The organism is Thermocatellispora tengchongensis (assembly GCF_014202315.1).
Classification (GTDB): Bacteria; Actinomycetota; Actinomycetes; order Streptosporangiales; family Streptosporangiaceae; genus Thermocatellispora; species Thermocatellispora tengchongensis.
This window is the reverse complement of record NZ_JACHGN010000030.1, coordinates 1-26,050: the sequence shown is the minus strand read 5'-3', so window position 1 is coordinate 26,050 and position 26,050 is coordinate 1. Positions and strand designations below refer to the sequence as shown.

22 protein-coding genes and 1 rRNA gene are annotated in these 26,050 nt (G+C 71.2%); 15 read left to right on the top strand and 8 right to left on the bottom strand.

Annotation, left to right across the window (positions count from 1 at the left end):
* Positions 1-13: 13 nt before the first annotated feature.
* From HNP84_RS45340 to HNP84_RS45315, 6 genes are all read left to right on the top strand, one after another.
* Complete coding sequence (locus HNP84_RS45340) at positions 14-820, top strand: SAM hydrolase/SAM-dependent halogenase family protein (protein ID WP_185056320.1); 807 nt, start codon at positions 14-16, stop codon at positions 818-820.
* 193 nt (positions 821-1,013) lie between these two features.
* Entirely contained in the window at positions 1,014-1,751 is a 738-nt protein-coding gene (locus tag HNP84_RS45335; RefSeq protein WP_185056319.1) for a hypothetical protein, read from the top strand.
* Positions 1,748-3,061: a S8 family peptidase gene (locus HNP84_RS45330; protein ID WP_221337573.1), complete on the top strand. Its 1,314-nt coding sequence runs from the start codon at positions 1,748-1,750 to the stop codon at positions 3,059-3,061. Before HNP84_RS45335 ends, HNP84_RS45330 begins: the two co-directional genes overlap by 4 nt.
* Positions 3,062-3,104: 43 nt before the next feature.
* Positions 3,105-3,521 carry a Zn-ribbon domain-containing OB-fold protein gene (locus HNP84_RS45325; RefSeq protein ID WP_312927151.1) on the top strand — a complete coding sequence of 139 codons (417 nt, stop codon included), beginning with the start codon at positions 3,105-3,107 and terminating at the stop codon, positions 3,519-3,521.
* Positions 3,503-4,702: a lipid-transfer protein gene (locus HNP84_RS45320; protein WP_312927149.1), complete on the top strand. Its 1,200-nt coding sequence runs from the start codon at positions 3,503-3,505 to the stop codon at positions 4,700-4,702. The genes HNP84_RS45325 and HNP84_RS45320 overlap by 19 nt, the downstream gene beginning before the upstream one ends.
* A 196-nt stretch (positions 4,703-4,898) precedes the next feature.
* Positions 4,899-5,132, top strand: a complete 234-nt coding sequence (locus HNP84_RS45315; RefSeq protein WP_185056318.1) for a hypothetical protein — start codon at positions 4,899-4,901, stop codon at positions 5,130-5,132.
* A 135-nt stretch (positions 5,133-5,267) separates the two neighbouring features.
* Here the strand turns inward: HNP84_RS45315 and HNP84_RS45310 are convergent, their stop codons facing one another.
* The 5 genes from HNP84_RS45310 to HNP84_RS45290 all read right to left on the bottom strand — a co-directional run bounded on the left by HNP84_RS45310 (position 5,268) and on the right by HNP84_RS45290 (position 11,022).
* Positions 5,268-6,284: an ABC transporter ATP-binding protein gene (locus HNP84_RS45310; RefSeq protein WP_185056317.1), complete on the bottom strand. Its 1,017-nt coding sequence runs from the start codon at positions 6,282-6,284 to the stop codon at positions 5,268-5,270.
* Positions 6,268-7,305 (bottom strand): ABC transporter ATP-binding protein, encoded by a 1,038-nt coding sequence (locus HNP84_RS45305; RefSeq protein WP_185056316.1) that lies wholly within the window; start codon positions 7,303-7,305, stop codon positions 6,268-6,270. The genes HNP84_RS45310 and HNP84_RS45305 overlap by 17 nt, the downstream gene beginning before the upstream one ends.
* Positions 7,306-7,317: 12 nt before the next feature.
* Positions 7,318-8,334, bottom strand: a complete 1,017-nt coding sequence (locus HNP84_RS45300) for an ABC transporter permease (protein WP_185056315.1) — start codon at positions 8,332-8,334, stop codon at positions 7,318-7,320.
* Positions 8,327-9,268, bottom strand: coding sequence for an ABC transporter permease (locus HNP84_RS45295; RefSeq protein WP_185056314.1), 942 nt, complete (start codon positions 9,266-9,268; stop codon positions 8,327-8,329). Before HNP84_RS45295 ends, HNP84_RS45300 begins: the two co-directional genes overlap by 8 nt.
* Positions 9,269-9,387: 119 nt before the next feature.
* Positions 9,388-11,022 (bottom strand): peptide ABC transporter substrate-binding protein, encoded by a 1,635-nt coding sequence (locus HNP84_RS45290; protein ID WP_246519462.1) that lies wholly within the window; start codon positions 11,020-11,022, stop codon positions 9,388-9,390.
* 533 nt (positions 11,023-11,555) lie between these two features.
* On the opposite strand from HNP84_RS45290, the gene HNP84_RS45285 reads away from it, so the two are divergent.
* The 4 genes from HNP84_RS45285 (at position 11,556) to HNP84_RS45270 (ending at position 15,058) form a co-directional block, all read left to right on the top strand.
* Positions 11,556-12,506 carry an ABC transporter permease gene (locus HNP84_RS45285; protein ID WP_185056313.1) on the top strand — a complete coding sequence of 317 codons (951 nt, stop codon included), beginning with the start codon at positions 11,556-11,558 and terminating at the stop codon, positions 12,504-12,506.
* 58 nt (positions 12,507-12,564) lie between these two features.
* A complete protein-coding gene (locus HNP84_RS45280) occupies positions 12,565-13,356 on the top strand; it encodes an ABC transporter ATP-binding protein (protein WP_376772042.1) in 792 nt (263 codons plus the stop codon).
* Between the two features lie 688 nt (positions 13,357-14,044).
* Positions 14,045-14,578, top strand: coding sequence for a YbhB/YbcL family Raf kinase inhibitor-like protein (locus HNP84_RS45275; protein WP_185056311.1), 534 nt, complete (start codon positions 14,045-14,047; stop codon positions 14,576-14,578).
* A gap of 270 nt (positions 14,579-14,848) precedes the next feature.
* A complete protein-coding gene (locus HNP84_RS45270; protein ID WP_185056310.1) occupies positions 14,849-15,058 on the top strand; it encodes a hypothetical protein in 210 nt (69 codons plus the stop codon).
* 30 nt (positions 15,059-15,088) lie between these two features.
* Here the strand turns inward: HNP84_RS45270 and HNP84_RS45265 are convergent, their stop codons facing one another.
* The gene (locus HNP84_RS45265; protein ID WP_185056309.1) at positions 15,089-16,411 is read right to left on the bottom strand and encodes a KamA family radical SAM protein; all 1,323 of its coding nucleotides are present in this window, start codon (positions 16,409-16,411) and stop codon (positions 15,089-15,091) included.
* 248 nt (positions 16,412-16,659) lie between these two features.
* On the opposite strand from HNP84_RS45265, the gene HNP84_RS45260 reads away from it, so the two are divergent.
* The 5 genes from HNP84_RS45260 to HNP84_RS45240 all read left to right on the top strand — a co-directional run bounded on the left by HNP84_RS45260 (position 16,660) and on the right by HNP84_RS45240 (position 24,206).
* Positions 16,660-17,274 (top strand): DUF1707 SHOCT-like domain-containing protein, encoded by a 615-nt coding sequence (locus HNP84_RS45260; protein WP_185056308.1) that lies wholly within the window; start codon positions 16,660-16,662, stop codon positions 17,272-17,274.
* A 117-nt stretch (positions 17,275-17,391) separates the two neighbouring features.
* Entirely contained in the window at positions 17,392-18,438 is a 1,047-nt protein-coding gene (plsX, locus tag HNP84_RS45255; RefSeq protein ID WP_281396491.1) for a phosphate acyltransferase PlsX, read from the top strand.
* Between the two features lie 138 nt (positions 18,439-18,576).
* Positions 18,577-20,967, top strand: a complete 2,391-nt coding sequence (locus HNP84_RS45250) for an HAD-IC family P-type ATPase (RefSeq protein ID WP_312927142.1) — start codon at positions 18,577-18,579, stop codon at positions 20,965-20,967.
* A 4-nt stretch (positions 20,968-20,971) separates the two neighbouring features.
* Entirely contained in the window at positions 20,972-22,699 is a 1,728-nt protein-coding gene (argS, locus tag HNP84_RS45245; protein WP_185056307.1) for an arginine--tRNA ligase, read from the top strand.
* 205 nt (positions 22,700-22,904) lie between these two features.
* A complete protein-coding gene (locus tag HNP84_RS45240; RefSeq protein ID WP_185056306.1) occupies positions 22,905-24,206 on the top strand; it encodes a hypothetical protein in 1,302 nt (433 codons plus the stop codon).
* Between the two features lie 46 nt (positions 24,207-24,252).
* On the opposite strand, the gene HNP84_RS45235 is transcribed toward HNP84_RS45240, so the two are convergent.
* Together HNP84_RS45235 and rrf are read right to left on the bottom strand one after the other, a co-directional pair.
* On the bottom strand, positions 24,253-24,636 hold the full coding sequence (locus HNP84_RS45235; protein ID WP_185056394.1) for a cell division protein SepF: 384 nt from the start codon (positions 24,634-24,636) through the stop codon (positions 24,253-24,255).
* A 1,322-nt stretch (positions 24,637-25,958) separates the two neighbouring features.
* Positions 25,959-26,050, bottom strand: a 5S ribosomal RNA gene (rrf, locus tag HNP84_RS45230); the annotation flags it as partial.

Below are 26,050 nucleotides of genomic sequence, written 5' to 3'. Positions count from 1 at the left end.
ACAGTCACAAAGTGTGACCACTGTCATAACGCTACTCACCGACTACGGCCTCGAAGACGGCTTCGTGGCCTCCTGTCACGGCGTCATCGCCGGCATAGCGCCGCAGGCGCGCATCATCGACGTCTGCCACCTCGTCCCCGCGGGAGACGTGCGCCGCGGGGCCGCCATACTCGCCCAGACCGTGCCCTATCTGCCGCCCGGGGTGCACGTCGGGCTCGTCGATCCGAACGCGGGCGGCCCGCGCCGCGCGGTCGCCGTCGAGGCGGGTGACCGGGTGTTCCTCGGGCCCGACAACGGGCTGCTGTCGTGGGCGATCCACGCCAGCGGCGGGGCGACGGCGGCGTACGAGATCACCAACGACGCCCTGTTCCGCAAACCGGTCTCGCCGACCTTCCACGGCCGCGACGTGTTCGCGCCGGTCGCCGCGCACCTGGTGACCGGGCGCAGGCCCGCCGACCTCGGGCCCGAGCTGGAGCTGAGCCGCCTGGTGTCGCTGCCCGAGCCGACCTCGCACCTGCGCGAGGGCTCGGTCGAGGGCGAGGTGGTCTCGGTGGACGGCTACGGCAACACGCAACTGTCGATCACGGCCGCGGACGTCGCCGCGCTCGGCGTGCGGCCGGGCGACACGATCGCGGTGTGGCTGGGGCGCAGACGGCTGTCCATGCCGTTCCGGGAGAGCTTCGCGTCGGTGCCGCCGGGCGAGCTGGTGGCGTTCGCCGACTCGGCCGGGCTCGTGGCCTTCGCGGTCAACTCGGGCGACGCGGCGCAGCTCCTCGGGCTGCCGCCGGGGGCGCACGTACGGCTGGCGCCGGCAGCGTAGTGCCGGACATATCACGCAATATGGCGATTTAGGGGCGCAGAATTCTCGTTACTCCGCGTATCTACGTGTTTACCGATGCGCCTGATTATTCGCGGGACCCCGTGTCAGAATGAGCCCCGCACCGGCCCAGGCCCGGTGCCCTCGTACCACCGCCCCTCGTCCACGAGCCGGGCACGACCTTGACCGAGGCGCCGTGACCGAAGCACGTCACCAGATCCGCGGGCCGGGCCGCCGGGGTCGCCACGGGTGCCGCCGCAGGCGCAGGCCGTCCGCCTGGGCGCTCGTGCCGCCGGTCCTGCTCGCGCTGGCCGTGCTGGTCGCGTTCTCCTGGCCGCCCGCCCACGGCGGCGCGGGCCCGCCGGTGCGCGAGCGGTGGCGCTCCTGGCCGGTGGCCCGGGTCTTCCCGCCCTCGCTGCCCGGCACGAGCCCGTCGGGCGCCCGGGTCCGCTACGTCCTGGCCGGGGTGGCGGCCGAGGCCCCCTGCGCCCGCGCGCTGCAGCCCGCCGCCGCCCGCGCGCTGGCCCCGCTCGGCTGCCTGACCACGCTGCGCGCCACCTACACCGACGTCACCGAGACCTACGTCGTGACCGCGGGCATCGCCGTGCTGTCCGACGCCGCCACCGCCGCGCCCCCGCCCCTCGCGGGCGGGCTCGACGTGCACGGGCTCGCCCTGCCCAAGGCGGGCCGCCACGCCCCCGAACGGCCCCCGACCGTGCTGCCGGCCGCGTTCCCCGGCGGGCCCGCCGAGAGGTTCGGCGAACGCCAGTACGTCGCCGGGGCCGTGGCCGCCGGCTACGACCGCTACGTGGTGCTCACCGCCGCCGGCCACGCCGACGGCCGCCCGTACGAGCCCGGCCGCCGCGCCGACCCGCGGGTGGCCAGGGCGGCCCGCGACCTGGCGCGCGCCCTGCACCGGGAGCTCACCCGTTGACCCCGGCGGCGGCCCGGCTCGCACCCGTGCTGTGCGCGCTGGTGTGCCTGGCCATCGCCGTGCCCGCCTCCTGCGGCGCGTCCCCGGCCCGCCCCGGCGACCTGGGCGCCTGGCCCGGCGACGACATCGGCACCACCGCGCGCGCCCAGCAGTGGCCGCTGCGCGCGCTGGAGGCCGAGAAGGCGTGGCGGCGCAGCCAGGGCGAGGGCGTCGTGGTCGCGGTGCTCGACACCGGCGTCAACCCGCGCCACCCCGACCTCGCCGGGGTGGTCACCCAGGGGCCCGACCTCACCGGCGGCCGGCGCGACTCCCGCCACTGGGGCCACCACGGCACCGCCATGGCCAGCCTGATCGCCGGACGCGGCCACGGCCCCGGCAGGGAGCGGGGCGTGCTCGGCATCGCCCCCGCCGCCGAGATCCTCTCGATCCGGGTCACCCTGGAGAACGACGACCCGCTGCGCTCGCGGTCCAGGCCGGTCGGCTCCGACGCGCTGGCCAGGGGCATCAGGTACGCCGCCGACCACGGCGCCGACGTGATCAGCATGTCGCTGGGCGGCGGCAGCGGCACCTGGGAGGGCTCGGCGGCCGAGGAGGAGGCCGTGCAGTACGCCCTGCGCCGCGGCGCCGTGCTGGTGGCGTCCTCGGGCAACGACGGCGCGGGCGCCAACCGGAAGAACTTCCCCGCCGCCTACCCCGGGGTGATCGCGGTGGGCGCGGTGGACGAGCGGCTGCGGATCACCTCGTTCTCCAACCGGCAGCCGTACGTGTCGGTGACCGCGCCCGGTGCGCGGATCGTCAGCGCCGACGGCACGACGTCGTACGTCGTGGGCGACGGCACCAGCTCGGCCGCGGCGCTGGTGGCGGGCGTGGCGGCGCTGATCCGGGCCGAGTACCCCGCCCTGCGCCCGGCCCAGGTCCGCCGGGCCATCGAGCAGGGCGTCACCCGCCGCCCGGCGGCCTCGCCGGCGTACCGGGCGGCCCCCGACCGCGCCACCAGGTACGGGCGCTTTCCCGGGCACGCGCACGACCCGGCGTACGGGCACGGCGTGGTCAACGCCGCGCTGGCGCTGCGCGAGGCCGCCCGCATCGCCCGGCGCGCGGGGGCGCCGGCCGTCCCCGGCACGACGGCCGCGCCCCCGCGCCAGGCCCTGCCCGCGGTGCCGGGCGGGGCCGACCTCGGCCGGATGTACTTCGGCGGCGGCCCTGCGCCGGTGGAGTCGGAGGGCTCGCGCCCGGCCATCGGGGCCGCGCTGGTCATGCTGACGCTGGCCATGGCGGCGACGGTGGTGATCCGGAGCAGGCGGCGATGACCCTCTCTTGAGCAAGCGCTTGGCCACGTGCGAGGATGGGCGCGTGACCCGGATCGGCGAACCGGCGGTTCGCGGGTGGTTCATCGTGGAGGACGGCGCGACCCACCTGCTCGCCACACGCTGCACCGCCTGCGGCGCCCTGTGGTTCCCGCCGCGCGGCGGCCACTGCCGCAACCCCCGCTGCGGGGCGACCGGCCTCACCGAGACCCGGCTGTCGCGCCGGGGCACGGTGTGGTCCTACACCAACGCCTGCTACCCGCCCCCGGCCCCGTACGTCGCCGCCGACCCGTACACGCCGATCACCCTCGCCGCCGTGGCACTGCCCGAGGGCCTGGTCGTGCTCGGCCAGACCATCCCCGGCCTCACCGTCGCCGATCTGCGCGTCGGCATGGAAGTCGAACTCACCAGCGGCCCGCTCGCCGACGGGGCCACGGTCTGGATGTGGGGGCCGCCGTCGTGAGCGTCGTCGTGCTGGGCATCGGCATGCACCCCTGGGGCAAGTGGGGACGCCCCTTCCTGGACTACGGCCTCGCCGCGGCCCGCGAGGCGCTGGCCGACGCCGGCGTGGAGTGGCCCGAGATCCAGTACGTCGTCGGCGCCGACACCATCAGGAACGGCTACCCGGGCTTCGTCTCCGGCGCCGCCTTCGCCCAGGCACTCGGCTGGACCGGCGCCCGCGTCGCCTCCTGCTACGCCGCCTGCGCCTCGGGCGCGCAGGCCCTGGACATCGCGCGTACGCGCATCCTGGCCGGGCTGTGCGACCTCGCGCTGGTCGTCGGGGCCGACTCCACCCCCAAGGGCTTCTTCGCCCCCGTCGGCGGCGAGCGGCCCGACGACCCCGACTGGCTGCGCTTCCGCCTGCTCGGCGCCACCAACCCGGCGTACTTCGCCCTGTACGCCCGCCGCCGCATGGCCGTGTACGGCGACACCCCCGCCGACTTCGCCGCGGTCAAGGTCAAGAACGCCCGCGCCGGCGCGCTCAACCCGCTCGCCCGCTACCGCCGGCCGGTCACCGCCGCCGAGGTGCTCGCCTCGCCCATGGTGGCCGACCCGCTGCGGCTGATGGACATCTGCGCGACCTCCGACGGCGGCGCCGCCATGGTGCTGGCCTCCGAACGGTACGCCCGCCGTCACGGCGCGCCCCGCCCGCTGGTGCGGATCGCCGCGGTCTCCACGGTCACCCCGTCCTACCCAGACCCGGTGCTCGGGCTGCCCGACTTCGCCACCGACGCGCTGCCCGGGGCCACGCCGCCGCGCGCCTTCCGCGCCTCGATCGCCCAGGCGGCGTACGAGGAGGCGGGGCTCGGCCCCGGCGACCTGTCCCTCGCCGAGGTGTACGACCTGTCCACCGCCCTGGAGCTGGACTGGTGCGAGGACATCGGCCTGTGCCCGCCCGGCGAGGCCGCCAAGCTACTGCGCGCCGGAGACACCGCCCTGGGCGGCCGGGTGCCGGTCAACCCCTCCGGCGGCCTGGCGTCGTTCGGCGAGGCGATCCCCGCCCAGGCCCTCGCCCAGGTGTGCGAGCTGGCCCGCCAGCTCCGCGGCGCCGCCGGCCCCCGTCAGATCGAGGACCCGCGGGCCGGTCTGGCGGCCAATCAGGGGCTGTTCGGTCATGGCTCTGCCATCATCGCCACAGTTTGACGTGAGCGAACCGTCAAGAAGGGGACGCGGGGGCCGCCCGCGCTGTCAGGCTGGCCGACGTAACAGAACCCAACCACCCGGGCACGGCAGACCGCTGGTGGACGTCCGGCGAAGGAGACGTCCGGCATCCGCGGCGTCCACCCGCCACGCCTGGTCCGACAAGGGACCGCCCGGGAACACGATCCGGGGGAACACCATGATCCGTCGCATTCTCGCCGCCACCGCCATCGCCGGCCTCGCCGTCCTCGGCTCCGCCGGCACGGCCTCCGCCCACACCAACGTGCCCATGTCGGCCGACCCGGTCAACGACCTGATCGGCAGCCTGCTGGGCAGCCAGTCCGGCCAGAACGCGCTGGGGGGCGTCCTGGGCGGCTCCAGCGCCGGCGGCCTCGGCGGCGTGACCGGCGCCCTCGGCGGCGGCCTCCAGTAACACCACCTCACCACCACACCACGCGACAACCCTCCACAAGACCGGCCTGTGGAGGGTTGTCGCGTGCTTTTGGCGATTGCTTCGCAATACGCAGGGCTCGGGCGCACCGAGGGCCCAGCCCACTTGGCTGATGGCTTATGCCGAGTGGACCACGTCGTGCGACTCGGCGAAGTGGCAGGCGCTCTCGTGGGAGGTGCCGGGGCGGATCTGCAGGAGGGGTTCCTCCGTGGCGCAGATGTCCTGGGCCTTCCAGCAGCGGGTGCGGAAGCGGCAGCCCGAGGGCGGGTTGGCCGGGGACGGCGGGTCGCCCTGGAGGATGATGCGCTCGCGGTTCTGCCGGCCCTCCGGGTCGGGCACCGGGACGGCCGACAGGAGCGCCTGCGTGTAGGGGTGCGCCGGGCGGTCGTAGATCTCGGTGTCCTTGCCCAGCTCCACGATCTTGCCCAGGTACATCACGGCGACGCGGTCGGAGATGTGGCGGACCACCGACAGGTCGTGCGCGATGAAGATGTAGGCCAGGTTGAACTCGTCCTGCAGCCGTTCCAGCAGGTTGATGACCTGGGCCTGGATGGACACGTCCAGCGCGGAGACGGGCTCGTCGCAGATGATGATCTCCGGCTGGAGCGCCAGGCCCCGGGCGATGCCGATGCGCTGGCGCTGGCCACCGGAGAACTGGTGCGGGTAGCGGTTGATGTGGTCGGGGTTGAGGCCCACCACTTCGAGCAGTTCCTGCACCTTGCGCGCCCGGCTGCCCTTCGGGGCCACGTCGGGGTGGATCTCGAACGGCTCGCCGATGATGTCGCCGACGGTCATGCGCGGGTTCAGGGACGTGTAGGGGTCCTGCATGACCATCTGCACGTTGCGCCGCATCCGCTTGAGCTCGCCGCCCCTGGCCCGCGCCATGTCGCGGCCGTTGATCTTGACCGAGCCGCTGGTCGGGCGCTCCAGTGCCATCAGCAGCTTGGCCAGGGTGGACTTGCCGCAGCCCGACTCGCCGACCACGCCCAGGGTCTCGCCCCGGTGCAGGTCGAACGACACGCCGTCCACGGCCTTGATCGCGCCGATCTGCCGCTTGAAGAGGATGCCCTGCGTCAGCGGGAAGTGCTTGACCAGGTCGCGTACCTCAAGGATGACCTCATCCGTCGGTGCCATCGAGGACCTCCCTCCAGTAGTGGCAGGCGCTGTTGCGCACCGGGCTGATCTCGTACAGCTCGGGCACGTCGGTCACGCAGTTGTCCTGACGGTACGGGCACCGGGGGTGGAAGGCGCAGCCCGTGGGCATGTTGAGCAGGTTCGGCGGCAGACCCTTGATCGCGTACAGCTCCTGGCCCTTGAGATCGACCCGGGGGATCGACTCCAGCAGGCCCTTGGAGTAGGGGTGGGCCGGGTGCCTGTAGATGTCGAACACGGGGGCGTTCTCCACGATGCGCCCCGCGTACATGACCGCGATCTTGTCGGCGACGTCGGCGACCACGCCCAGGTCGTGCGTGATCAGGATCAGGCCCATGTTGCTCTCGCGCTGCAGCTCGGCGAGCAGCTCCATGATCTGCGCCTGTACGGTCACGTCGAGCGCGGTCGTCGGCTCGTCGGCGATCAGCACCTCGGGGTCCAGCGCGATCGACATGGCGATCATGATGCGCTGGCGCATGCCCCCGGAGAACTGGTGCGGGTAGTCGTGCACCCGCGCCTTGGCGGCCGGGATGCGCACCCGGTCCATCAGCTCGACCGCCTTCTTCTCGGCGTCGCGCTTGGACATGCCCCGGTGCACCCGGAACATCTCGCCGATCTGCCAGCCCACGGTGAAGACCGGGTTGAGCGCCGACAGCGCGTCCTGGAAGATCATCGCGATGCGCTGGCCGCGGATCTGGGTCTTGGCGTCCTCCGGCAGCTTCAGCAGGTCGGTGCCGCGGAAGCGGATCTCGCCCTTGGGAATCCTGGCCGGCGGCATGTCGAGGATGCCCATGATCGCCTGGGCGGTCACCGACTTGCCCGAGCCGGACTCGCCGAGCACGGCCAGGGTCTCGCCGGGCTGAAGCGTGTAGCTCACCCCGTTGACCGCCTTGACCAGGCCGCCCCGGGTGACGAACTCCACGTGCAGGTCGTCCACGGCGAGCAGCGGCTCGTTGCCCAGCCCTCCCTCGGCGGGCAACACGTCGGTCGCAGTGTTCTTCACGGTACCCCCCTCCTACCGCAGTTTCGGATCGAGCGCGTCACGCACGGCGTCGCCGAGCATGATGAACGCCAGGACCGTCAGGCTGAGCATGAACGCCGGGAACAGCAGCGGCTCCCACGCCTCCAGGAACCTGTCACGCGCCTCGGCGATCATCAGGCCCCAGGAGATGTCGGGTGAGCGGATGCCGACGCCGAGGAACGACAGCGCCGCCTCGGCGGCGATGAAGCTGCCCAGGTTGATCGTTGCCACCACGATCACCGGCGCGATCGAGTTGGGCAGGATGTGCCGGAACATGATCCGCCACGGGCCCGCCCCCAGTGCTCTCGCCGCCATCACGTAGTCCTGGTTCTTGGCCGTGATGACCGCGGCCCGCATGATACGGAAGGTCATCGGCCAGGCCAGTACGGCCAGCGCCAGCATGACCGTCCACACGTTGCCGGTGCGGAACATGGCCAGGATGAGCAGCGCGCCCAGGATCGGGGGGATCGCGAAGAAGATCTCCGTGGTCCGGGACAGCAGGGTGTCGGTGGCGCCGCTGCGGAAGCCGGCGATCAGGCCGAGCAGCCCGCCCACGAGCGCGGTGACGACGGTGGTGCTGACGCCGACCACGATCGAGTTGCGCGCGCCGTAGATCGTGCGCGCGTACACGTCGCAGCCCTGGTTGTCGGTGCCGAACCAGTGCGCCGCGCTGATGTCCTGCCGGGCGTTGGCCAGGACGCAGGTCTTGGCGTCGTAGGGGTCGATGGAGGTGAAGAGCTGCGGGAAGATCGCCATGACCAGCAGGACGGCGATCAGGACGGACGCCCCGAGGAACAGCGGGCGCCTGCGCAGGTCGTACCACGCGTCGGACCACAGGCTGGCCGGCTTGTCGCGCCTGCCCTTGGGCTTGACGGGCACGGCGTCGGGCTGCTCGGGGCGCTCCTGGAGCGGCGGCGCCTCCGGTACGCCGACGGCCGTCACCTGGGCGTCGGCCGGCGCGTCCTGCTCGGTCTCGGGATGCGCGGGTCCCACGGGTCGGATGTCACTCATAGCGGATCCTCGGGTCGAGCACGGCGTACAGCAGGTCGACGACCAGGTTGGCGAGGATGTACACCAGCACCAGAAGCGTCACGATACCCACGACGACGGGCTGCTGGCGCTCGTACACGGAGCGGAACAGCTCCTGGCCGATGCCCTGGATGTTGAAGATCGTCTCGGTGATGACCGCGCCGCCCATCAGCGTGCCCAGGTCGGCCCCCAGGTAGGTGACCAGCGGGATGAGCGCGTTGCGCAGCGCGTGGCGGCCGATCACCCGTCTTCGGGACATGCCCTTGGCGATGGCCGTGCGCACGTAGTCGGCGCGCAGGGTCTCCACCAGACTGGTCCGGGTGAGCCGGGTCAGGTAGGCGATCGAGGTGCCCGCGAGGACGAAGCCGGGCAGCAGGTAGCTGCGCCAGCCGTCGAAGACGCCGGCCACCGGGAAGAAGTCGATTCCGGTGACCAGTTTGAGCTGCACGCCCAGCAGAAGCTGCAGCACGAACCCGGTGACCAGGACCGGGACCGAGATGAGGATCAGCGTGGACGCGAGGATCGCGCTGTCGGTCGCGCGGCCCCGGCGCAGCGCCGCCCACAGCCCGAGGCCGACGCCGATGATCGCCTCCATGACCAGCGCGGTCATGGCCAGGTTGATGGTGACCTGGAACTTGGCCGCCATCAGCTCGGAGACCTCCACGCCGGCGTACGTGCGGCCGAAGTCGCCGCGGAAGACACCGCTGATGTAGTGCCAGTACTGCGCGAAGAACGGATCGTTGAGGTGGTATTGATCTCGTAGAACTTCTACGACCTTGGGGTCTTGCCGTTTCTCTCCCGCCAGCGCCGCGATGGGATCGCCAGGCAGCGCGAAGACGGTGGCGAAGATCAGCAGGGTGGATCCCAGCAGTACCGGGATCGCCTGGATCAAGCGCCTGATGATGTAACGGCCCATACAAGCCTCCCGTACATGCCTGAGGGCAGCCCCTCGTCACCCGGGGTCACGGTGCCAAGCGGGCTGCCCCCAAAGCGGGCCTTGCGGACCGGGCTCGCGCCCGGCCCGTCAGGGCATCGTCAGACCTTCTCGACAGACGTCCACTCAACCTGGTTGAGCAGGTTAATCTTCACACCCTTGACGTGCTGCGAGAAGCCCGCGTTCACCCGGTAGAAGTAAACCGGGATGTACGGCAGGTCCTTGATCAGGATGTCGGCGGCCTCCTGGTAGAACTTCAGGCCCTCCTCCGGCGTGGAGGCGGTGTCGCCCTTCTTCAGGAGCTCGTCGAAGTCCTTGTTGGAGTAGCCCGCGTAGTTCGAGCCCGTCTTCGCGGCCTCGGTGGAGAAGATCGGCGTCAGGTAGTTCTCCGGCGACGGGTAGTCGATCGCCCAGCCCATCCGGAACATGCCGCCGTACTTCTTGGCGTCCAGCTCGTCGAGGATCGCCTGGAACTTCTCGAACGGCTTGACCGTGACCTCGACGCCCAGGTTGGCCCGCAGGTTGTTGGCGACGGCCTCGATCCACTCCTTGTGGCCGCCGTCGTTGTTGTAGCCGAGCTCCAGGGTCTTGGGACCGTTGGCGGCGGCGTACTGCTCCTTGGCCTTGGCGGGGTCGTAGGTGCAGACCGCGCAGGCGCCCTGGCGGTAGCCCGCGATGGCCGGGTTGATGAAGTCGTCGGCGGGGGCGCGGGTGCCGGAGAAGACGGTCTCGGAGATCGTCTTGCGGTCGATCGCCATGGAGATGGCCTCGCGGACGCGGACATCCTTGTAGATGTCGTTGTACTTCAGCGGGAAGCCGATGTAGCCGATGCCCGCGTCGGGCTGGTCGATGTACCGGTCGCCCAGCTCGGTCTTCGCGCTGGCGATCGAGGAGGCGGCGAGCTGGTCGATGATGTCCAGGTTGCCGGCCCGCAGGTCGTTGTACGCGGTCTCGGTGCTGGTGTAGATCTTGAACTGCAGGTTCTGGAACTTCGGCTTCTCGCCCGGGTACTTGTCGTACAGCTTCAGGTCGATCGTCTGGTCGGTGCCCTTGTTGTACGGCTTGGTGAACTGGAAGTACCCGTTGCCGATCGGCTGCTTGGCGTAGGCCTCGGTGACCTTGCCGTTGGCGTCGAAGGCGGCCTTGGGCAGGCCGTAGAACGCGGTGTAGCCGAGCATGGTCGGGAACTGCGAGAACGGCGCCGACAGCTTCACCTCAAGGGTGCTGTCGTCGATGGCCTTGAGGCCCTTCATCTCCTTGGTCGTCGGCTTGCCGTCCTCGGGGTTCAGGTCGGCGTAGCCGTCGATGCGGCCGAAGAAGTAACTGGCCGACTGAGCGTTCTCCACATTGGCCGCGAAGTTCCACGCGTCCACGTAGTTCTGCGCGATGACCGGCTCGCCGTTGTGCCAGGTGTAGCCCGGCTTCAGCTTGATCGTCCAGGTGATGTTGTCATCTGACTCGATCGACTCGGCCAGCTCCATGACGGTCTGCTTGTTGTCATCATAGCTGACCAGAGGTGTCATGATCGCCGCAAGAACCTCGGAGCCCTCGGTCTCCGTCGTGTCGCTCGGGTAGAACAGCTTCTGCGGCTCACCGATCTCCATCCGGACGGGCTGGTCGGCGCCCGAGGACTCCGATGAGCTGCCCCCGCCGCCGCCGCACGCGGCGACCGCCAGGGCCAGCAGCGCGGTACCGGCGATGATCTGTGCGCCCTTGGTCACACGCATTGTGGACATTTCCTCCCTCTCAGGTGGGCGTCGCACGTGGACTTCTGTGTCCTCCGAACAGCCTGACGAGAGCCTGGTTCCCCTCGTTTTGGCTGACACGGTCAAGTCGGTTGACGCCCTGCCAGTCGATCGCGACTATTCCCCACTACTTCTCACCAGGGAGTCTCTGGCGCGTTGCAGTTCGGTCACACGTGTGAGTGTGCGACGTCACACCGCATACGTCCTGACGGGGGCACAAAGCCGTGATCAGCGACATTTGCGACAGTTCCCCCCAAGCGTGGCTAGAACTGACGGGTAAAAGTACCTCCACGAGGACACTGGTCACGCCATTGCCGACATCGCACCATCACCTGGGCTACGGTTGACCTGATCGCGTGTACGGCAAGGCGTAGAGGGGAGAAAACCACGCAATCGCCCTGGAACCAGTCTCACAACGACAACGTCCAACTCCTGGTGCGGCACCCGCCGCGCCGCCAAGAGCCGTAGTCACCCCCAGGTAACCCCAGGCACCCCGTCCACCTCCATCCAATAGAGTCCTTGCCATGAGCCAGCCGGAATCCGCGGTCGCGGACGCCAAGGCGCGCGGCCGCAAAGACGGCACCTCGTCCCAGGGCCCCAACGCCCCGGGCAAGGAGTCGCTGGCCGAGCTCGCCGCACGATACGGGCTTCGTCGTGCCATCGCGCGGCCCAGTCTGCCCTCGTACGCTCGCCAACTGTGGCAGCGTCGCCATTTCGTGCTGACGTACGCCACCTCCAAGAACGTCACCAAGTACAGCAACACCGCACTCGGCCAGCTCTGGCAGGTGCTGACCCCGTTGCTGAACGCGGCGATCTACTGGTTGATGTTCGGGCTCATCCTCGGTGCGAGCAGGGGCATCGACAACTATCCCGCGTTCCTGATCACCGGGATGTTCGTCTTCACCTACACCCAGCGCTCGGTCAGCGGCGGCGCCAAGTCCATCTCGGGCAACCTGTCCATGATCCGGGCGCTGCACTTCCCGCGCGCGGCGCTCCCCCTGGCGTACACGGTCCAGGAGCTGCAACAGCTTCTCATCTCGATGGCCGTGCTCATCGGCCTCGTGCTCCTCACCCAGGAGCCGGTGACCACGCTGTGGCTGCTGATCCCGGTGGCCCTGCTCCTGCAGACGATGTTCAACATCGGCTTCAGCCTCATCATGGCCCGGGTCGGCGCCTTCGCCCGCGACCTGAACCAGCTCCTGCCGTTCATCATGCGGACCTGGCTCTACGCCTCCGGCGTCTTCTTCTCCATCCAGGACAAGGTGGTCGCCTCGGCGGGCCTGCCGCAGTGGGTCGCCGACATCATGTACTTGAACCCAGCGGCCGCCTACATCGAGTTCATGCGCGACCTGCTGATCGCGGGGCACAGCCCGCGTGAGTGGGTATGGATGGCTTGCGTATTCTGGGCAGTGTTCACACTGCTCGTCGGCTTCTGGTACTTCTGGCGCGCCGAAGAGAGGTACGGCCGTGGCTGAGCTGACCAAGGAGCTGTCGCACGTGAAGGCCGAAGAGCCGGGGGACCCGAAGCAGGAAGTGAAGACCTCGCCCAAGCCGAAGCCGGCCCAGCCGCCGGCGCCCGCCGGCACGCCCACCGTCGTCGTGGACGACCTGCACATCGTCTACCGCGTCTACGGCGCGGCCTCCGACGCCGAGAAGGGCAACGCCGCCAACGCGCTGCTGCGCATGCTCCGCCGCCAGGGCCGCCCCCAGATGCGCGAGGTCCACGCCATCAAGGGCGTGTCCTTCGTCGCCCACCACGGCGACGCGATCGGCATCATCGGCCGCAACGGCTCCGGCAAGTCCACCCTGCTGCGCGCCATCGCCGGCCTCCTCCCGCCCCACCAGGGCGCCGTCTACACCGACGGCCAGCCCTCGCTCCTCGGCGTCAACGCCGCCCTGATGCGCGAGCTCACCGGCGAGCGCAACATCGTCCTCGGCTGCTACGCCATGGGCATGACCCCGGCCCAGGTCAAAGCAAAATACGATGACATCGTCGACTTTTCCGGCATCGGGGAGTTCGTCCAGTTCCCCATGTCCACCTACTCCTCCGGCATGGGCGCCCGCCTCCGTTTCGCCATCGCCTCCGCCAAGACCCACGACGTCCTCCTGATCGACGAGGCCCTGGCCACCGGCGACCGCGAGTTCAAGCGCAAGAGCCAGGAGCGCATCAAGGCCATGCGCGCCCAGGCCGGCACCGTCTTCCTGGTCGCGCACAACCTCGACGTCATCGAGGAGACCTGCAACCGCGTCATCTGGCTCCACAAGGGCAAAATCAAGATGGACGGCGACCCCCAAACGGTCCTGGCCGCCTACAACCGCGCGTAACCGATCCGCCGCCCTTAACGCCCCCAACGCTCCGCAAGGGCAGGCCGCGCCCCGCAAGGCCACCCGTGCTCCGTGTGGGCACACCGCCCCCCCAAGGGCACGCCGTGCACCGCACAGGCAGGCTGCCCCCGCACGGCCACCCGTCCCCCGTGTGGGCACACCGCCCCCCACGGGCACACCGTGCACCGCACGGGCAGGCTGCGCTCCCGGCCCGCCCCCACACAGGGGGAAGGCTGTGCTCATGGCCTGCGCGCCGCAGGGGCACACCGCGCTCCGGGGCCGCGCCCCGCACGGGCAGGCCGTGCCCCCGCGCCCGCCCCCCGCACGGGCACGCCACGCTCCCGGGCCGCCCCCACGGGGGCTGTGCTCATGGCCCGCGCCCCGCACCGGCACACCGCGCTCCCGCGCCGCCCCCACCGAGGGCTGTGCTCATGGCCCGCGCTTCAGCGCCCCTCTCGGCACGCCGGTTCAGGACCGGTGGCACGAGCGGGCGTGCCTCCGCCCACTCCGAACCGCATGGGCACGGCCGCCCTCACACCGGTCCTCGGGGGCCACCGGCCCTCGCCCGCGAATGGCTACGACCTCCGCCCCGGGGTGGCGGGCTCGGGTGCGGGCGTTTGTTCTGGGAGGGCTGGGCGAGCAAGATGGGGACGGATCTACTCGGCCGACCATTCATCGGAGGTAACCCGTGTCTCAGCGGCCACCGATTCCCTATGACTTCCTGCCGCAGGTTCCCGCGCTCAGCGTCGAGAGTGACGACGTGCGTGACGGGGAGACCATGTCCGAGGCGCACGTGTTCGACGACTGGGGGATGACGGGGCAGAACGTCTCGCCGCACCTGCGGTGGTCGGCGGGGCCGGAGGGGACCAGGAGTTACGCGGTCACCTGCTTCGACCCCGACGCGCCCACCGGGAGCGGGTTCTGGCACTGGCTGTTGTACGACATCCCGGCGAGCGTCACCGAGCTGCCCTCGGGGGCGGGGGCCGGGGAGTTCAAGGGGCTGCCGGAAGGGGCCGTGCACGGGCGCAACGACTACGGGCTCAACAGCTACGGCGGGGCCGCGCCGCCGCCCGGGACGCCGCACCGGTACATCTTCGCGGTGCACGCGCTGGGTGTGGAGAAGCTGGGGGTGGGGGCCGACGCCTCGGCGGCGGTGATCGGGTTCAACATCACCGCCAACACGCTGGCCCGCGGGTTCATCGCTCCCGAGTACGCCACCTGAGTCCCGCCGCGACGCGCCCTCAGGCTTCCACGACGACCGCGGGTGGAACCTGGCGGACCTTACCGCCACCACCCTGGGCCGCCCGTCTGGGGCCCTGATCCCGCGGGCTGGGCGGCCGTTGAGAGCGTGCCTTCCGGCGTCGCTCCGGCTCCCTGGCGTTCCTCGGTGCGGACGTGGTCGCGTGCACTCCGCGTGTCCCATCCGACTCGCTGACATCAGCGGCGGCGTTCCGCTATGATTCGAACGTAATTTCGATCAGGAGACGCCGTCATGGAGTGGGGGCGCGCGATGCGAGAGCTGTCCACCGCGATCGACTACCTTGCCGCCGAGGATCCCGCCGAGATCCCGCGGGCCCAGCTCACCGAGCAACTGCTTGAGCTGCACTGGCAGATGGCGCGGCTCCAGGCGCAGATCGCGCGCCGGACGAGCGTACGCCGTCCCGGTCCCGGCGTCGGTGCGAGCACCGGCGCCGGGACCTGAGGCGACACCCGCGACGCGCGACGGGCGGGGTCACGCGGACAGGCGGGCCGAGGGGATGGCGGGTTCGTAGGGGAAGCGGTCGGCGAAGGCCGGGCGCAGGTCGGTCAGCCAGGTCGCGCGCGGGTCGTACTTGGCGAAGAACGGCCGTCCGACGAGTTCGGGGTCACGGGCCTGGATCAGGTGCAGGACGAAGACGCGCTGGCCGGCGATCTCGGCGACGCCGTCCACGCACACCTTGCCGGGAGTGGCCGACATCGACGGGCCGCGCACCGTGCGGCACAGCCCCGACACGCTGGAGTACGCGTCCCGGTAGATCTCGTACGCCCGCGCGAGCGGTACCGCGAAGTAGTCCTGCGGTCCGGTGTCACGCTCCACGAACATGTAGTACGGAACCATGCCCAGGCTGAGCTGCCGCCGCCACATGGTCTGCCAGGTGGCGGGATCGTCGTTGATCGAGCGGATCAGCGGCGCCTGCGTGCGGATCACCGCGCCGGTGTCGAGAATGCGCCTGACCGCCTTCTCCACCATGGGCGATTCCATCTCGCGGGGGTGGGAGAAGTGGGCCATGAACGCCAGGTTCCGGCCCGACTCCACGACGCGCTCGAACAGGCGGAGCGTGTCGTCGGCGTCGGGGTCGGTGACGTACCGCTGCGGCCAGTAGGCCAGCGACTTGGTGCCGATCCGGATCGACTCCAGTTGCTCCAGGCCGAGCAGCGGCTCGACGTAGCGGCTCAGCACCGGCTCACCCATGATCATGGGGTCGCCGCCGGTGAACAGCACGTTGGTCACCTCGGGGTGTTCCTTGAGGTAGCCGGTGAGCTGGTGGACGTCGTCGGAGGCCATCTTGAGGTCGGGCTCGCCCACGAACTGCGCCCAGCGGAAGCAGTAGGTGCAGTACGCGTGGCATGTCTGCCCCTGCTTGGGGAAGTACAGGACGGTCTCGGGATATTTGTGTTGCATCCCGGGGATCGGTTCGTGGCCGATCCGCGGGAGGTTGAGGTCGAGTTGCCCCGCGGGGTGGGGGTTGAGACGCATCCGCACCTCGTGGGCGACCGCGTTCACCTCGGCGGTGGACGCACCTCCGCGCAGCAGGTCGGCGATCCTGTTGACGTCGTCGGCCGGCAGCATGTCGGCCTGCGGGAACACGAGGCGGTAGATCGGGTCGTCCGGAACGGCCGCCCAGTCGATGAGGTCGTCCACGACGTAGGCGTTGGTGCGAAAGGGCAGCACGGTGGCGACCGCTCGGATCCGCAGCCGCTCGCCATCGTCGAGGCCGGCGCGCTTCAGCAGTTCGTCCAGGTGCTTACTGGTATAGGCACGGAACCCACGGCTACCAGTCTGTTTCAAGATCACTAGGTTCTTCCCCTCCCTAGTTGGTCTGGGATGTAAACCGTTCGGCCCACTCGCGCGTCTGGGTGCTTCATATACCCGACGCCGTGACCCCTGGTCCTGGTTCCAGGAGAGGTGCAAGTTTCTTGTGATGCCCGCGGGGAGAACCCGCGTCGTGCCGCGAATGCGGTGGTCGGAGCGGGTGTGGGCGGAAACCCGCATTCGACCGGAGGACACTCGCGACATATCTCGTCTCGACGTACACTCGGCTCATGAGCCCGCATTCCGCGCCGTCCCCCTCCGGGCGGACCCCGGCCCAGGCCGCGTACGCCGCGCCGCTCCAGCAGCGGGCGTCCGACGCCGACCGCGACCACGTCGCCGCCGTGCTGGGCGAGGCCCTGGCCACCGGGCGGCTGACCAGTGTGGAGCACGCCGACCGGCTGGAGGCCGCCTACTCCGCCGTCACCGTGGGCGACCTCGCCCCCATCACCGCCGACCTGCCCGACGTGGCCGCCGGCGCGCCTCCCGGCCTGGACCGGCAGCGGGTGACCGCCGTGTTCAGCAAGGTGATCCGGCGCGGCCGGTGGGTGCCCGGCCGGCGCACCGAGCTGCGCTCCACGTTCGGGGCCCTGATCGTGGACCTGTCCGAGGCCGTGCTGCCCGGCCGCGAGGTCACGCTGGAGCTGAACGCGCTGTTCGGCAAGCTGATCGTGCGCGTGCCCGAGGACGCCCGGGTCATCGACGAGGGCGGGGCGCTGTTCGCCAAGCGCGCGGTCTCGGGGGGCGAGCCCGGCACAGGCGACGCGTCCGGCCCGCTCATCAGGCTGACCGGACGGGCAACGTTCGGCAAAGTGGTCGTCTTGCGCGCGAACGACGGCTATTGGTAGGTGCAGGCGGAGGTATCCGTAGCCCACATACAGGGCGTACCCGGCAGTAAGTACGCATCACCCGCATGCCTACGATGCGGTGAGACTGATTCCGCATGAGGTGCGTGAGGTGACTATTTGCCCGACACCGGCCGTCCCGGCGTCACTCCGGTGGCAGCTCCGGTAGCGCTGGACGCCATGGGCGGCGACCACGCACCGCACGAGATCGTGGCCGGCGCCGTCACCGCCGTGCGCGAGCACGGCGTGCCGGTCGTGCTCGTGGGCGCGCCGCGCCCCCTCGCCGAGGCGCTGGCCGCGCACGACGCGACCCGGGAGATCCCGATCGTGCGCGCCGAGGAGGCGCTGGCCATGCACGAGGGCGCCCTGGCCAGCCTGCGCCGCCCCCGCTCCAGCATCGCCGTCGCCTGCCACCTCGTACGCCGCGGCGACGCCTGCGCCGTCGTGTCGGCCGGCTCGACCGCCGGGATCGTGGCCACCGCCCGGCTGCGGCTGCGCGGCCAGCAGGGCGTGCTCCGCCCGGCCATCGCCGTGGCGCTGCCCACGCGCCCCCGCCCCACCGTGCTGCTCGACGCCGGGGCGAACGCCGAGGTCAAGCCGGAGATGCTGCTGCAGTTCGCCCACCTCGGCACCGCGTACGCCGAAAGCGCCCTGCACGTCGAGAACCCCCGCGTCGGCCTGCTCACCATCGGCAGCGAGGCCGAGAAGGGCGACAAGGTGGTCAAACGCGCCCACGAGCTGCTGGCCGCCGCGCCCAGTCTCGACTTCGCGGGCAACGTCGAGGGCCACGACCTGCTCACCGGCAAGGTGGACGTCGTCGTCACCGACGGTTTCACCGGCAACGTCGCGCTCAAGACCATGGAGGGCGCGGTGCGGTACGCCTTCGGCGAGCTGCGCGCCACGGTCGAGAGCGGCCCGCTGAGCCGGCTCGGCGCGCTCCTGCAACGCTCCAAGATCCGCCGGCTGCGGCACCGGCTGGACCCCGACGCGTACGGCGGCGCCGTCCTGCTCGGCCTCAACGGCACCGTCGTGATCGCCCACGGCGCGGCCAGGGCCGGGAGCATCGCCGCGGCCTGCGCCCTCGCCGCCACCCTCGCCGCGGCGCGCACCGTCGCGCGCACGGGCGAACGCGTCGCCGCGGCCGGGCGGTCCCACCGCCTGTGGTGAATACCGCCTGTGACGAGCCCCTGATGATGAGCACGGGATGATGAGCACGGGATGATGAGCACGGACTGAACCGTTCCCGCCGCCCGCGGCGGCCTCGGCACGTACCCTGAGTAGCCGGGGACGGAGGGGCGGGACTACGTGGGTGGAGACACGGCGGAGCTGACGGGGGTCCGCGACGGGCTCACCTCGGCCGAGGTGGCCGAGCGGGTGGCGGCGGGGCAGGTCAACATCGTGCCGCGCCGGTCCAGCAGGTCGCTGTCGGCGATCGTGCGGGCCAACGTGCTGACGCTGTTCAACGGCGTCATCGGCGTGCTGTGGGCCCTCATCCTGATCTTCGGCGAGTGGCAGGACAGCGTGTTCGGGCTGGTCATCGTGGCCAACACGGCGATCGGCGTGGTGCAGGAGCTGCGCGCCAAGCGCACCCTGGACCGGCTCGCGGTGGTCAACGAGGCCCCCGTGCGCGTACGCCGCGACGGGGCCGAACGCGAGATCCCGCCCCGCCAGGTCGTGCTCGGCGACCTGGTGCTGCTCGGCCCCGGCGACCGGCTGCTCGTGGACGGCGCCGTCACCGCCTCCGACGGCCTGGAGGTCGATGAGTCGCTGCTCACCGGCGAGGCCGACCCGGTGCACAAGCAGCCGGGCGACGAGGTGCTCTCGGGCAGCTTCGTGGTGGCCGGCACCGGCTGCTACACCGCCACCCGGGTCGGCACCGACGCGTACGCCGCCAAACTGGCCGAGGAGGCCAGCGCGTTCAGCCTGGCCCGCTCCGAGCTGCGCGAGGGCATCACCCGGTTCATCAAGTACATCACCTGGGCGGTGGTGCCGATCGGCGCCCTGCTCACCTACAGCCAGCTCACCCGCGACTCCTCCTTCGCCGAGGCGATCACCGGCACCGTCGCCGGCGTCGTCACCATGATCCCCGAGGGCCTGGTGCTGATGACCAGCATCGCCTTCGCCGTCGGCGTCGTACGCCTCGGCCGCCGCCGGTGCCTGGTGCAGGAGCTGCCCGCGATCGAGGGCCTGGCCCGGGTGGACGTGCTGTGCCTGGACAAGACCGGCACGCTCACCGCGGGCGGCATGGACCTCGACCAGGTGATCCCGGTCGGCGAGCCCGGCCTGCCGGTGGACCGGGCGCTGGCCGCCCTCGCCGCCTGCGACCCGCGTCCCAACCCCACCGCGCTTGCGATCCGGGCCGGCTACGGCGACGACCCGGGCTGGCGCGTACGGTTCGGCGTGCCGTTCTCCTCCGCGCGCAAGTGGAGCGGGGCCCGGTTCGAGGAGCACGGCGCCTGGATCCTGGGCGCGCCCGACGTGCTGCTGCCGCCCGGCACCCCGGCGTACGAGCGGGCCGGCGAGCTGGCCGCCACCGGCCTGCGGGTGCTGGTGCTGTGCCGGGTGCCCGACGGCGCCCTCGACGCGCCCGACGCCCTGACCGGCGGAGAGGGATCGCCGCAGGCCGCCGCGCTGGTCGTGCTGCGGCAGCGGATCAGGCCCGACGCACGCGAGACGCTGCGCTACTTCGCCGAGCAGAACGTCACCATCAAGGTCATCTCCGGCGACAACCCCGAGTCGGTCAAGGCCATCGCCACCTCCCTCGGCATCCCCGGCGGCGAGCACGCCGTGGACGCGCGCACGCTCCCCGAGGACGACCCGGACAAGCTCGCCGAGATCCTCGACCGCACCACCGTGTTCGGCCGGGTCACGCCGCGGCAGAAGCGGCTGTTCGTCAGTGCTCTCCAGTCGCGCGGCCACACCGTCGCGATGACCGGCGACGGCGTCAACGACGTGCTCGCGCTCAAGGACGCCGACCTGGGCGTGGCCATGGGCTCCGGCAGCGGCGCCACCAAGGCGGTCGCGCAGGTCGTGCTCCTGGACGACCGGTTCGCCACCCTGCCGCACGTCGTCGCCGAGGGCCGCAGGGTGCTGGCCAACATCGAGCGGGTCTCCAACCTGTTCCTGACCAAGACCTTCTACGCGATCGTCCTGTCGCTGCTCACCGGCGTCGCCGGGCTGGCCTTCCCGTTCGCGCCCCGGCACTCCACGCTGGTCAACGCGCTGACCATCGGCATCCCGGCGTTCTTCCTGGCGCTCGCGCCCAGCCTGGAACGCTCGCGGCCCGGGTTCGTGCCGCGCGTGCTGCGCTTCGCCGTACCGGCCGGGGTGATCTGCGCGCTGGCCATGTTCGCCTCCTTCACCCTCGCCCACACCGGCACCTCCAGCCTGGACCAGGACCGCACCGCCGCGGTCATCACGCTCTTCCTGGCCTCGTGGTGGGTGCTGGTGCTGATCGCGATGCCGCTCACCTGGTGGCGCGTCGTGCTCGTCGCGGCCATGGCCGGGCTGTTCGCGGTGGCGCTGGCCGTGCCGGCGAGCCGCGAGCTGTTCGCGCTGCGCCCCGAGGACCTGAGCAACGACCTGGTGGCGGTCGGCTTCGGCGCGCTCGCCGCCGTGGCCCTGTCGGCCGCCATCGCGTACGTGCGCAGGCGCGCCCGTAAGGCCGAATCGGGTTGCGCGCAGCCGATACCCTAGACGCATGACCGACCCGCAGCTCGTCCTCACCGAGCGCGTCCAGGCAGCCCTGGGCGCCGCCTTCGGTGCGGACTTCGCCGACGCAGATCCGCTGATCCGGCCCTCCCAGTTCGCCGACTTCCAGGCGAACGTGGCGCTGAGCCTGGCCAAGCGGCTGCGACGGGCGCCGCGGGAGGTCGCCCAGGCCATCGCCGACGAGCTGCGCGACTTCCCGGGCACGGTCGAGGTCAGCGGGCCCGGGTTCCTGAACATCACGCTCGCCGACGGCTGGATCGCCGAGCGGGCCGCCGAGACCCTGGCCGACCCGCGGCTCGGCGTCGGCGTGGCCGCGCCGGCGCAGACCATCGTGATCGACTACTCCGCGCCCAACGCGGCCAAGGAGATGCACGTCGGCCACCTGCGCACCACCATCGTCGGCGACGCGCTGGCCCGGGTGCACGAGCACCTCGGCAACCAGGTGGTCCGGCAGAACCACCTCGGCGACTGGGGCACGCCGTTCGGCATGCTCATCGAGCACCTGCTCGACGTCGGCGAGGAGCAGGCCGTCGCCCAGCTCGAAGCCGGTGAGGGCACCCCGTTCTACCAGGCGGCGCGGGCCAAGTTCGACGGCGACGACGACTTCAAGCGCCGGGCGCGCGAGCGGGTGACCACCCTGCAGTCGGGCGACCCCGAGACCCTGCGGCTGTGGCACGTCTTCATGGACGCCACCATCCGCTACTTCAACAAGGTCTACGCCATGCTCGGCGTCACCCTCACCGACGACGACATCGCCGGCGAGAGCATGTACAACCCGATGCTGGCCACGGTCTGCGACGACCTGGAGGCCGCCGGCGTGGCGGTGGTCAGCGAGGGCGCGCTGTGCGTGTTCCCGCCCGGGTTCACCGGCAGCGACGACAAGCCGCTGCCGCTGATCATCCGCAAGAGCGACGGCGGCTACGGCTACGCCACCACCGACCTCGCCGCGATCCGCTACCGGGTGCACGACCTCAAGGCCGACCGCATCCTGTACGTCGTGGGCGCCGACCAGGCGCTGCACTTCCAGATGGTCTTCGCCGCGGCCCGGCTGGCGGGCTGGCTGCCCGAGACCGTCTCCGCCGAGCACGTCCAGATCGGCATGATGCTCGGCGCCGACGGCCGCCGGTTCAAGACCCGCTCCGGCGAGTCGGTCAAGCTGATGGACCTCCTCGACGAGGCGGTCGAGCGGGCCTCGGCCGCCATCGCCGCCCGCGGCTACGACGAGGAGACCCAGGCCGAGATCTCCCAGGCCGTGGGCATGGGCGCGGTGAAGTACGCCGACCTGTCGGTCAGCCACGACAGCGAGTACATCTTCGACTTCGACCGCATGCTCGCCTTCACCGGCAACACCGCCCCCTACCTGCAGTACGCCGCGGCCCGCGTACGCTCGATCTTCCGCAAGGGCGGCATCGACCCCGAGACCGCGACCGGCCCGATCGTGCTCGGCGAGCCGGCCGAGCGCGCCCTGGCGCTGCAACTGCTCGGCTTCGGCGCGGTGGTGCAGCAGGTCGCCGACGCGTCCGAGCCGCACCGGCTGTGCGGGTTCCTGTTCGACACCGCGACCGCGTTCACCGGCTTCTACGAGAAGTGCCCGGTGCTGCGCGACGACGTCCCGGCCGAGACCCGGGCATCCCGGCTGGCGCTGTGCGCGCTGACGCTCAAGGTCCTGGAGACCGGCCTCGGCCTGCTGGGCGTCCAGGTGCCCAGCCGCATGTGACCGACGACGACCAGGCCGCCCGGAGCGGATGTGGACCGGCTCGCCGTGAATGCCGGAAAACAGGGCTCCGGGCGCGCCTCCGTGGACATGAAGAGAGGCCGGGTTAGGCTTTGCGCGGTCATTGGAATGTCCGGCGTGAGACACCGGCTGGGGTCTCCCATGTCCGGGCGCTCCCAAACGTGTCGGGGAGTTCTCCGCATTGAGCATGGATCTGACCGCGAGCCCGCGCGCCGCGACGGAACTGCAACGCAGCGCCGAAGCGCTCCTCGCGCACCTCGCAGCCGGCGGCACCACGCCGTTCGCCCTCCCCAGGATCAACGACGTCGAGGGCTACTGGCTGCCGCCGGCCATCGAAGCCCTCATGGCGATCACCGCCGGTGAGGAGGCCCTGGAGGCGCTGACCCGGGCCGCGCAGCGCGACGAGCGGCGTACGGCGCTGTTCCTGTGCCTGGCGCTCGCCGTCGCCGGTCAGGGCGACCGCATCCACGCCTCGTGGCTCGGCATCGCCTTCGGCGACCTGTCCGCCGAGGGGCCGGTCACGCACGGGCAGCGGGCGCTGTGGGTGGCCGCGGCGCGGGGGGCGTACGGGCCGGCGGGCAAGATCTTCGTGCTGCGCAAGCTCGACGCGGTGGCCGTGCCCGCCAAGGTGGATGCCGACCGCTGGCTCGGCTCCCTGGTGCCCAGCGAGCCCGCCGTCGTGGTGCCGCGCTCCTTCGCCGACTTCCCGGAACTGGCCGAGATCCCCGCGCTGGCCCGTCCGGCCCAGGCCGCGGCCCGGCTCGCCCGGCTGCGCGGCCGGTGCGCCGAGATCACCGCGCCACGACGGCCCGGCGACGGCTCCCGCACGCCCGCCGCCTCCTCCCACGACGAACCCCTCGCGGTGCTGCGCATGCTGGTCGGCTCCGGCGGCCCCGAACGCCCGATGGGCACGCTCACCTCCCACTTGCTGGACGACCTCAGCCCCGGCGCCGACCCCGATCTGGCGGCCTGCGCGCTGCACGTCGTGGCCCCGATCGTGCGCCGGGTGGCCGAGGAACTGGCCCAGGCCACCCACCTCGACCCGCCCTCCACCGTGACCATCCCGATCCTGGGCCACGACGTCGTCCTGCGCCCCGAAGGCCCCGACCCGGCCTCCCTGGCCTCGGCGGAGGCCCGGATCGGCGCGCAGGGCGTGCCCCGGCGCCCGCACCAGTGGTGGCCCGCCTACGCCGCGCTGGGCAGCGGCGCCGTGGCCCTGCTGGCCGCCTTCGTCACCACGCTCCTGCTGCTGGTCGCCGCCGTGGTCCTGGGCGCGGCCGGCGCCTACCTGCTGCACCGCGCCCGGCTGCAGCAGGAGGCCGACGAGCAGTACGTCGCCTCCCAGCTCAGCGAGCTGCGTGAGCTGGCCGAGGGCGCGGTCTGGGCCCTGCACGAGTACGCCCGCGAGGCCGCGGAAAAGGAAAAGGCCGCGGCCACCGACCTGGCCGAACTGACCAGGCTGATTCGCCGCGGCCCCAGAGCCGCATAAACAGAGCAGTCCGCCCACGAGCCCCCCGACCCCGGGCGGACTGCCCTTACTCGCTGGTGACCTCCACGTCCACCGGCGTGAGCAGGAACACCTTCTCCGCGATCCGCTCGATCCGCCCCTCGCATCCGTAGGCGAGACCGGCCGCGAAATCGACCATCCGGGTCGCCTCCGCCATGGGCATGCCGCTCACATCCATGATCACGCTCTTACCCTCGCGGAAGTGCCTTCCGATGGTCGGCGCGTCACTGTACTGCGTCGGCCGCAGCATCACGATCCGCGCGGGCTCCTCGACAGACTGCCAGCGGCGAGCCGCCCGCTCGGCTGCGGGCATCCACTCGTCCTCCTCGACGCCGTCGTAGTCATAGGCCTCGTCGTACTGGTCGACTCCGCCCAGGCCAAGGTAGGTCGCCACCTTGCGCACTGCCCCCATCGGCATGTCCTTTCCTCAGGAACGCGCCGCATCCGGCGAGTCCCGACACAATGGACGGTAACCGACGATTCAGCGCCCGCCGCGCGACACGCCCAACGCTTTTTCCATTTTGTACGGTCGCGCCTCTCGCGCTCGACCGGTTATCCGCGACCCCCGATAACCCGCCCCGCTCAGCGCCCCCGGCCGTACCAGCCGCCCCGAGCATCTTTTCCAGCGTAGCCGCACCCACTCCGACCTGCGCACATCACCCGCCGACAACATACGCTCACCTACGGCGATCGGCGCCAATGACGCCCGGTTCCACGACGGCGTCCAATTACAACCGGCAAATCGCGTCACGACACCTCCTGTCAAGGCACCATTCCGCACCCTGCTACCCGCTTAGACGCCACAACCCGCCTCCAGGTTCGCATCCCACTCAGACACGATCCCTCTGCCCATCCGATCCCCTTTGGAACTCCCGTCCCGGAACCGGAGCACCGTCGTGGGGCGAACGTGGCCCTGCGGGGAGTGCGCCCCCCGCCGGGGGATGTGGGGCCCGCCGGTGTGTACCCGACGAGCATGGTGGCTCTGGGCGGCGTGCTTCCGATATGAGGGCGCCTGCCCCGGGTGCCGCCGCGAATGAGCGCCGCTTCCATGGGCCCGGTTCGGCGATACCCGGCGGGACGGCTCGACGAGCGAGTTGTGCTCGCCGCCTACGACACTTCGCGTGACGTCGCACATGGAGCCGACCGACGCCCGCGCGTGCCCACCAGGGCCGGCCGCGGGGATGGAGCCAGGGGGGTTTGGAGGCGGGAGCCCGTTCTGGCCGTTCTCCGGCACTGCCATCCGGGTGGAGAGGCCGCAGGGCTCCGGGATGCGTGCGCTATCGCCCCTGTGAGGCAGAGCGCCGACTCGCCCTGCACCTGCCCCGGCAGGAGGGGTACCGCACAACCTCGTTCCCACACTGCCGCACTCCCCACAGGGCCGAATTGGCCGCAGGGCCGGAGGCCGCAGGGCTGGATTGGCCGCAGGGCTGGATTGGCCGCAGGGCTGGATTTCCCCGCACGACCGCCCCCAGACGACCGCACCTCCCGTCGGCAGCACATTCGCCGCAGGAGTGACCCTGCAGAAGGAACCCCTGCAGAAGGAACCCCTGTAGGAGGGCCCCCTTTCGCCGCACGACCGCATCTGAATCGGCCGGCACACCCGAAGAACCGCCACGGCCCCGATCGTGCCCCAACCTCCCGATCGCGCCCCCCACCAGCGCCAGAAGGCCCAACCCGTGCCGGAAAACACGAAAGGGGCCGCCCAGTCGGGCGACTCCTTTCGGATCAATGTTTGTCCGGCGGTGACCTACTCTCCCACACCGTCCCCAGTGCAGTACCATCGGCGCTGGAGGGCTTAACTACCGGGTTCGGAATGTAACCGGGTG

Coding starts and splice junctions, on each gene's coding strand:
- HNP84_RS45315 (WP_185056318.1), top strand. CDS start 4,899: ATGATCCGTCGCATTCTCGCCGCCACCGCCATCGCCGGCCTCGCCGTC.
- HNP84_RS45310 (WP_185056317.1), bottom strand. CDS start 6,284: ATGGCACCGACGGATGAGGTCATCCTTGAGGTACGCGACCTGGTCAAG.
- HNP84_RS45300 (WP_185056315.1), bottom strand. CDS start 8,334: ATGAGTGACATCCGACCCGTGGGACCCGCGCATCCCGAGACCGAGCAG.
- HNP84_RS45295 (WP_185056314.1), bottom strand. CDS start 9,268: ATGGGCCGTTACATCATCAGGCGCTTGATCCAGGCGATCCCGGTACTG.
- HNP84_RS45290 (WP_246519462.1), bottom strand. CDS start 11,022: ATGTCCACAATGCGTGTGACCAAGGGCGCACAGATCATCGCCGGTACC.
- HNP84_RS45285 (WP_185056313.1), top strand. CDS start 11,556: ATGAGCCAGCCGGAATCCGCGGTCGCGGACGCCAAGGCGCGCGGCCGC.
- HNP84_RS45270 (WP_185056310.1), top strand. CDS start 14,849: ATGGAGTGGGGGCGCGCGATGCGAGAGCTGTCCACCGCGATCGACTAC.
- HNP84_RS45260 (WP_185056308.1), top strand. CDS start 16,660: ATGAGCCCGCATTCCGCGCCGTCCCCCTCCGGGCGGACCCCGGCCCAG.
- argS (WP_185056307.1), top strand. CDS start 20,972: ATGACCGACCCGCAGCTCGTCCTCACCGAGCGCGTCCAGGCAGCCCTG.
- HNP84_RS45240 (WP_185056306.1), top strand. CDS start 22,905: ATGGATCTGACCGCGAGCCCGCGCGCCGCGACGGAACTGCAACGCAGC.
- HNP84_RS45235 (WP_185056394.1), bottom strand. CDS start 24,636: ATGGGGGCAGTGCGCAAGGTGGCGACCTACCTTGGCCTGGGCGGAGTC.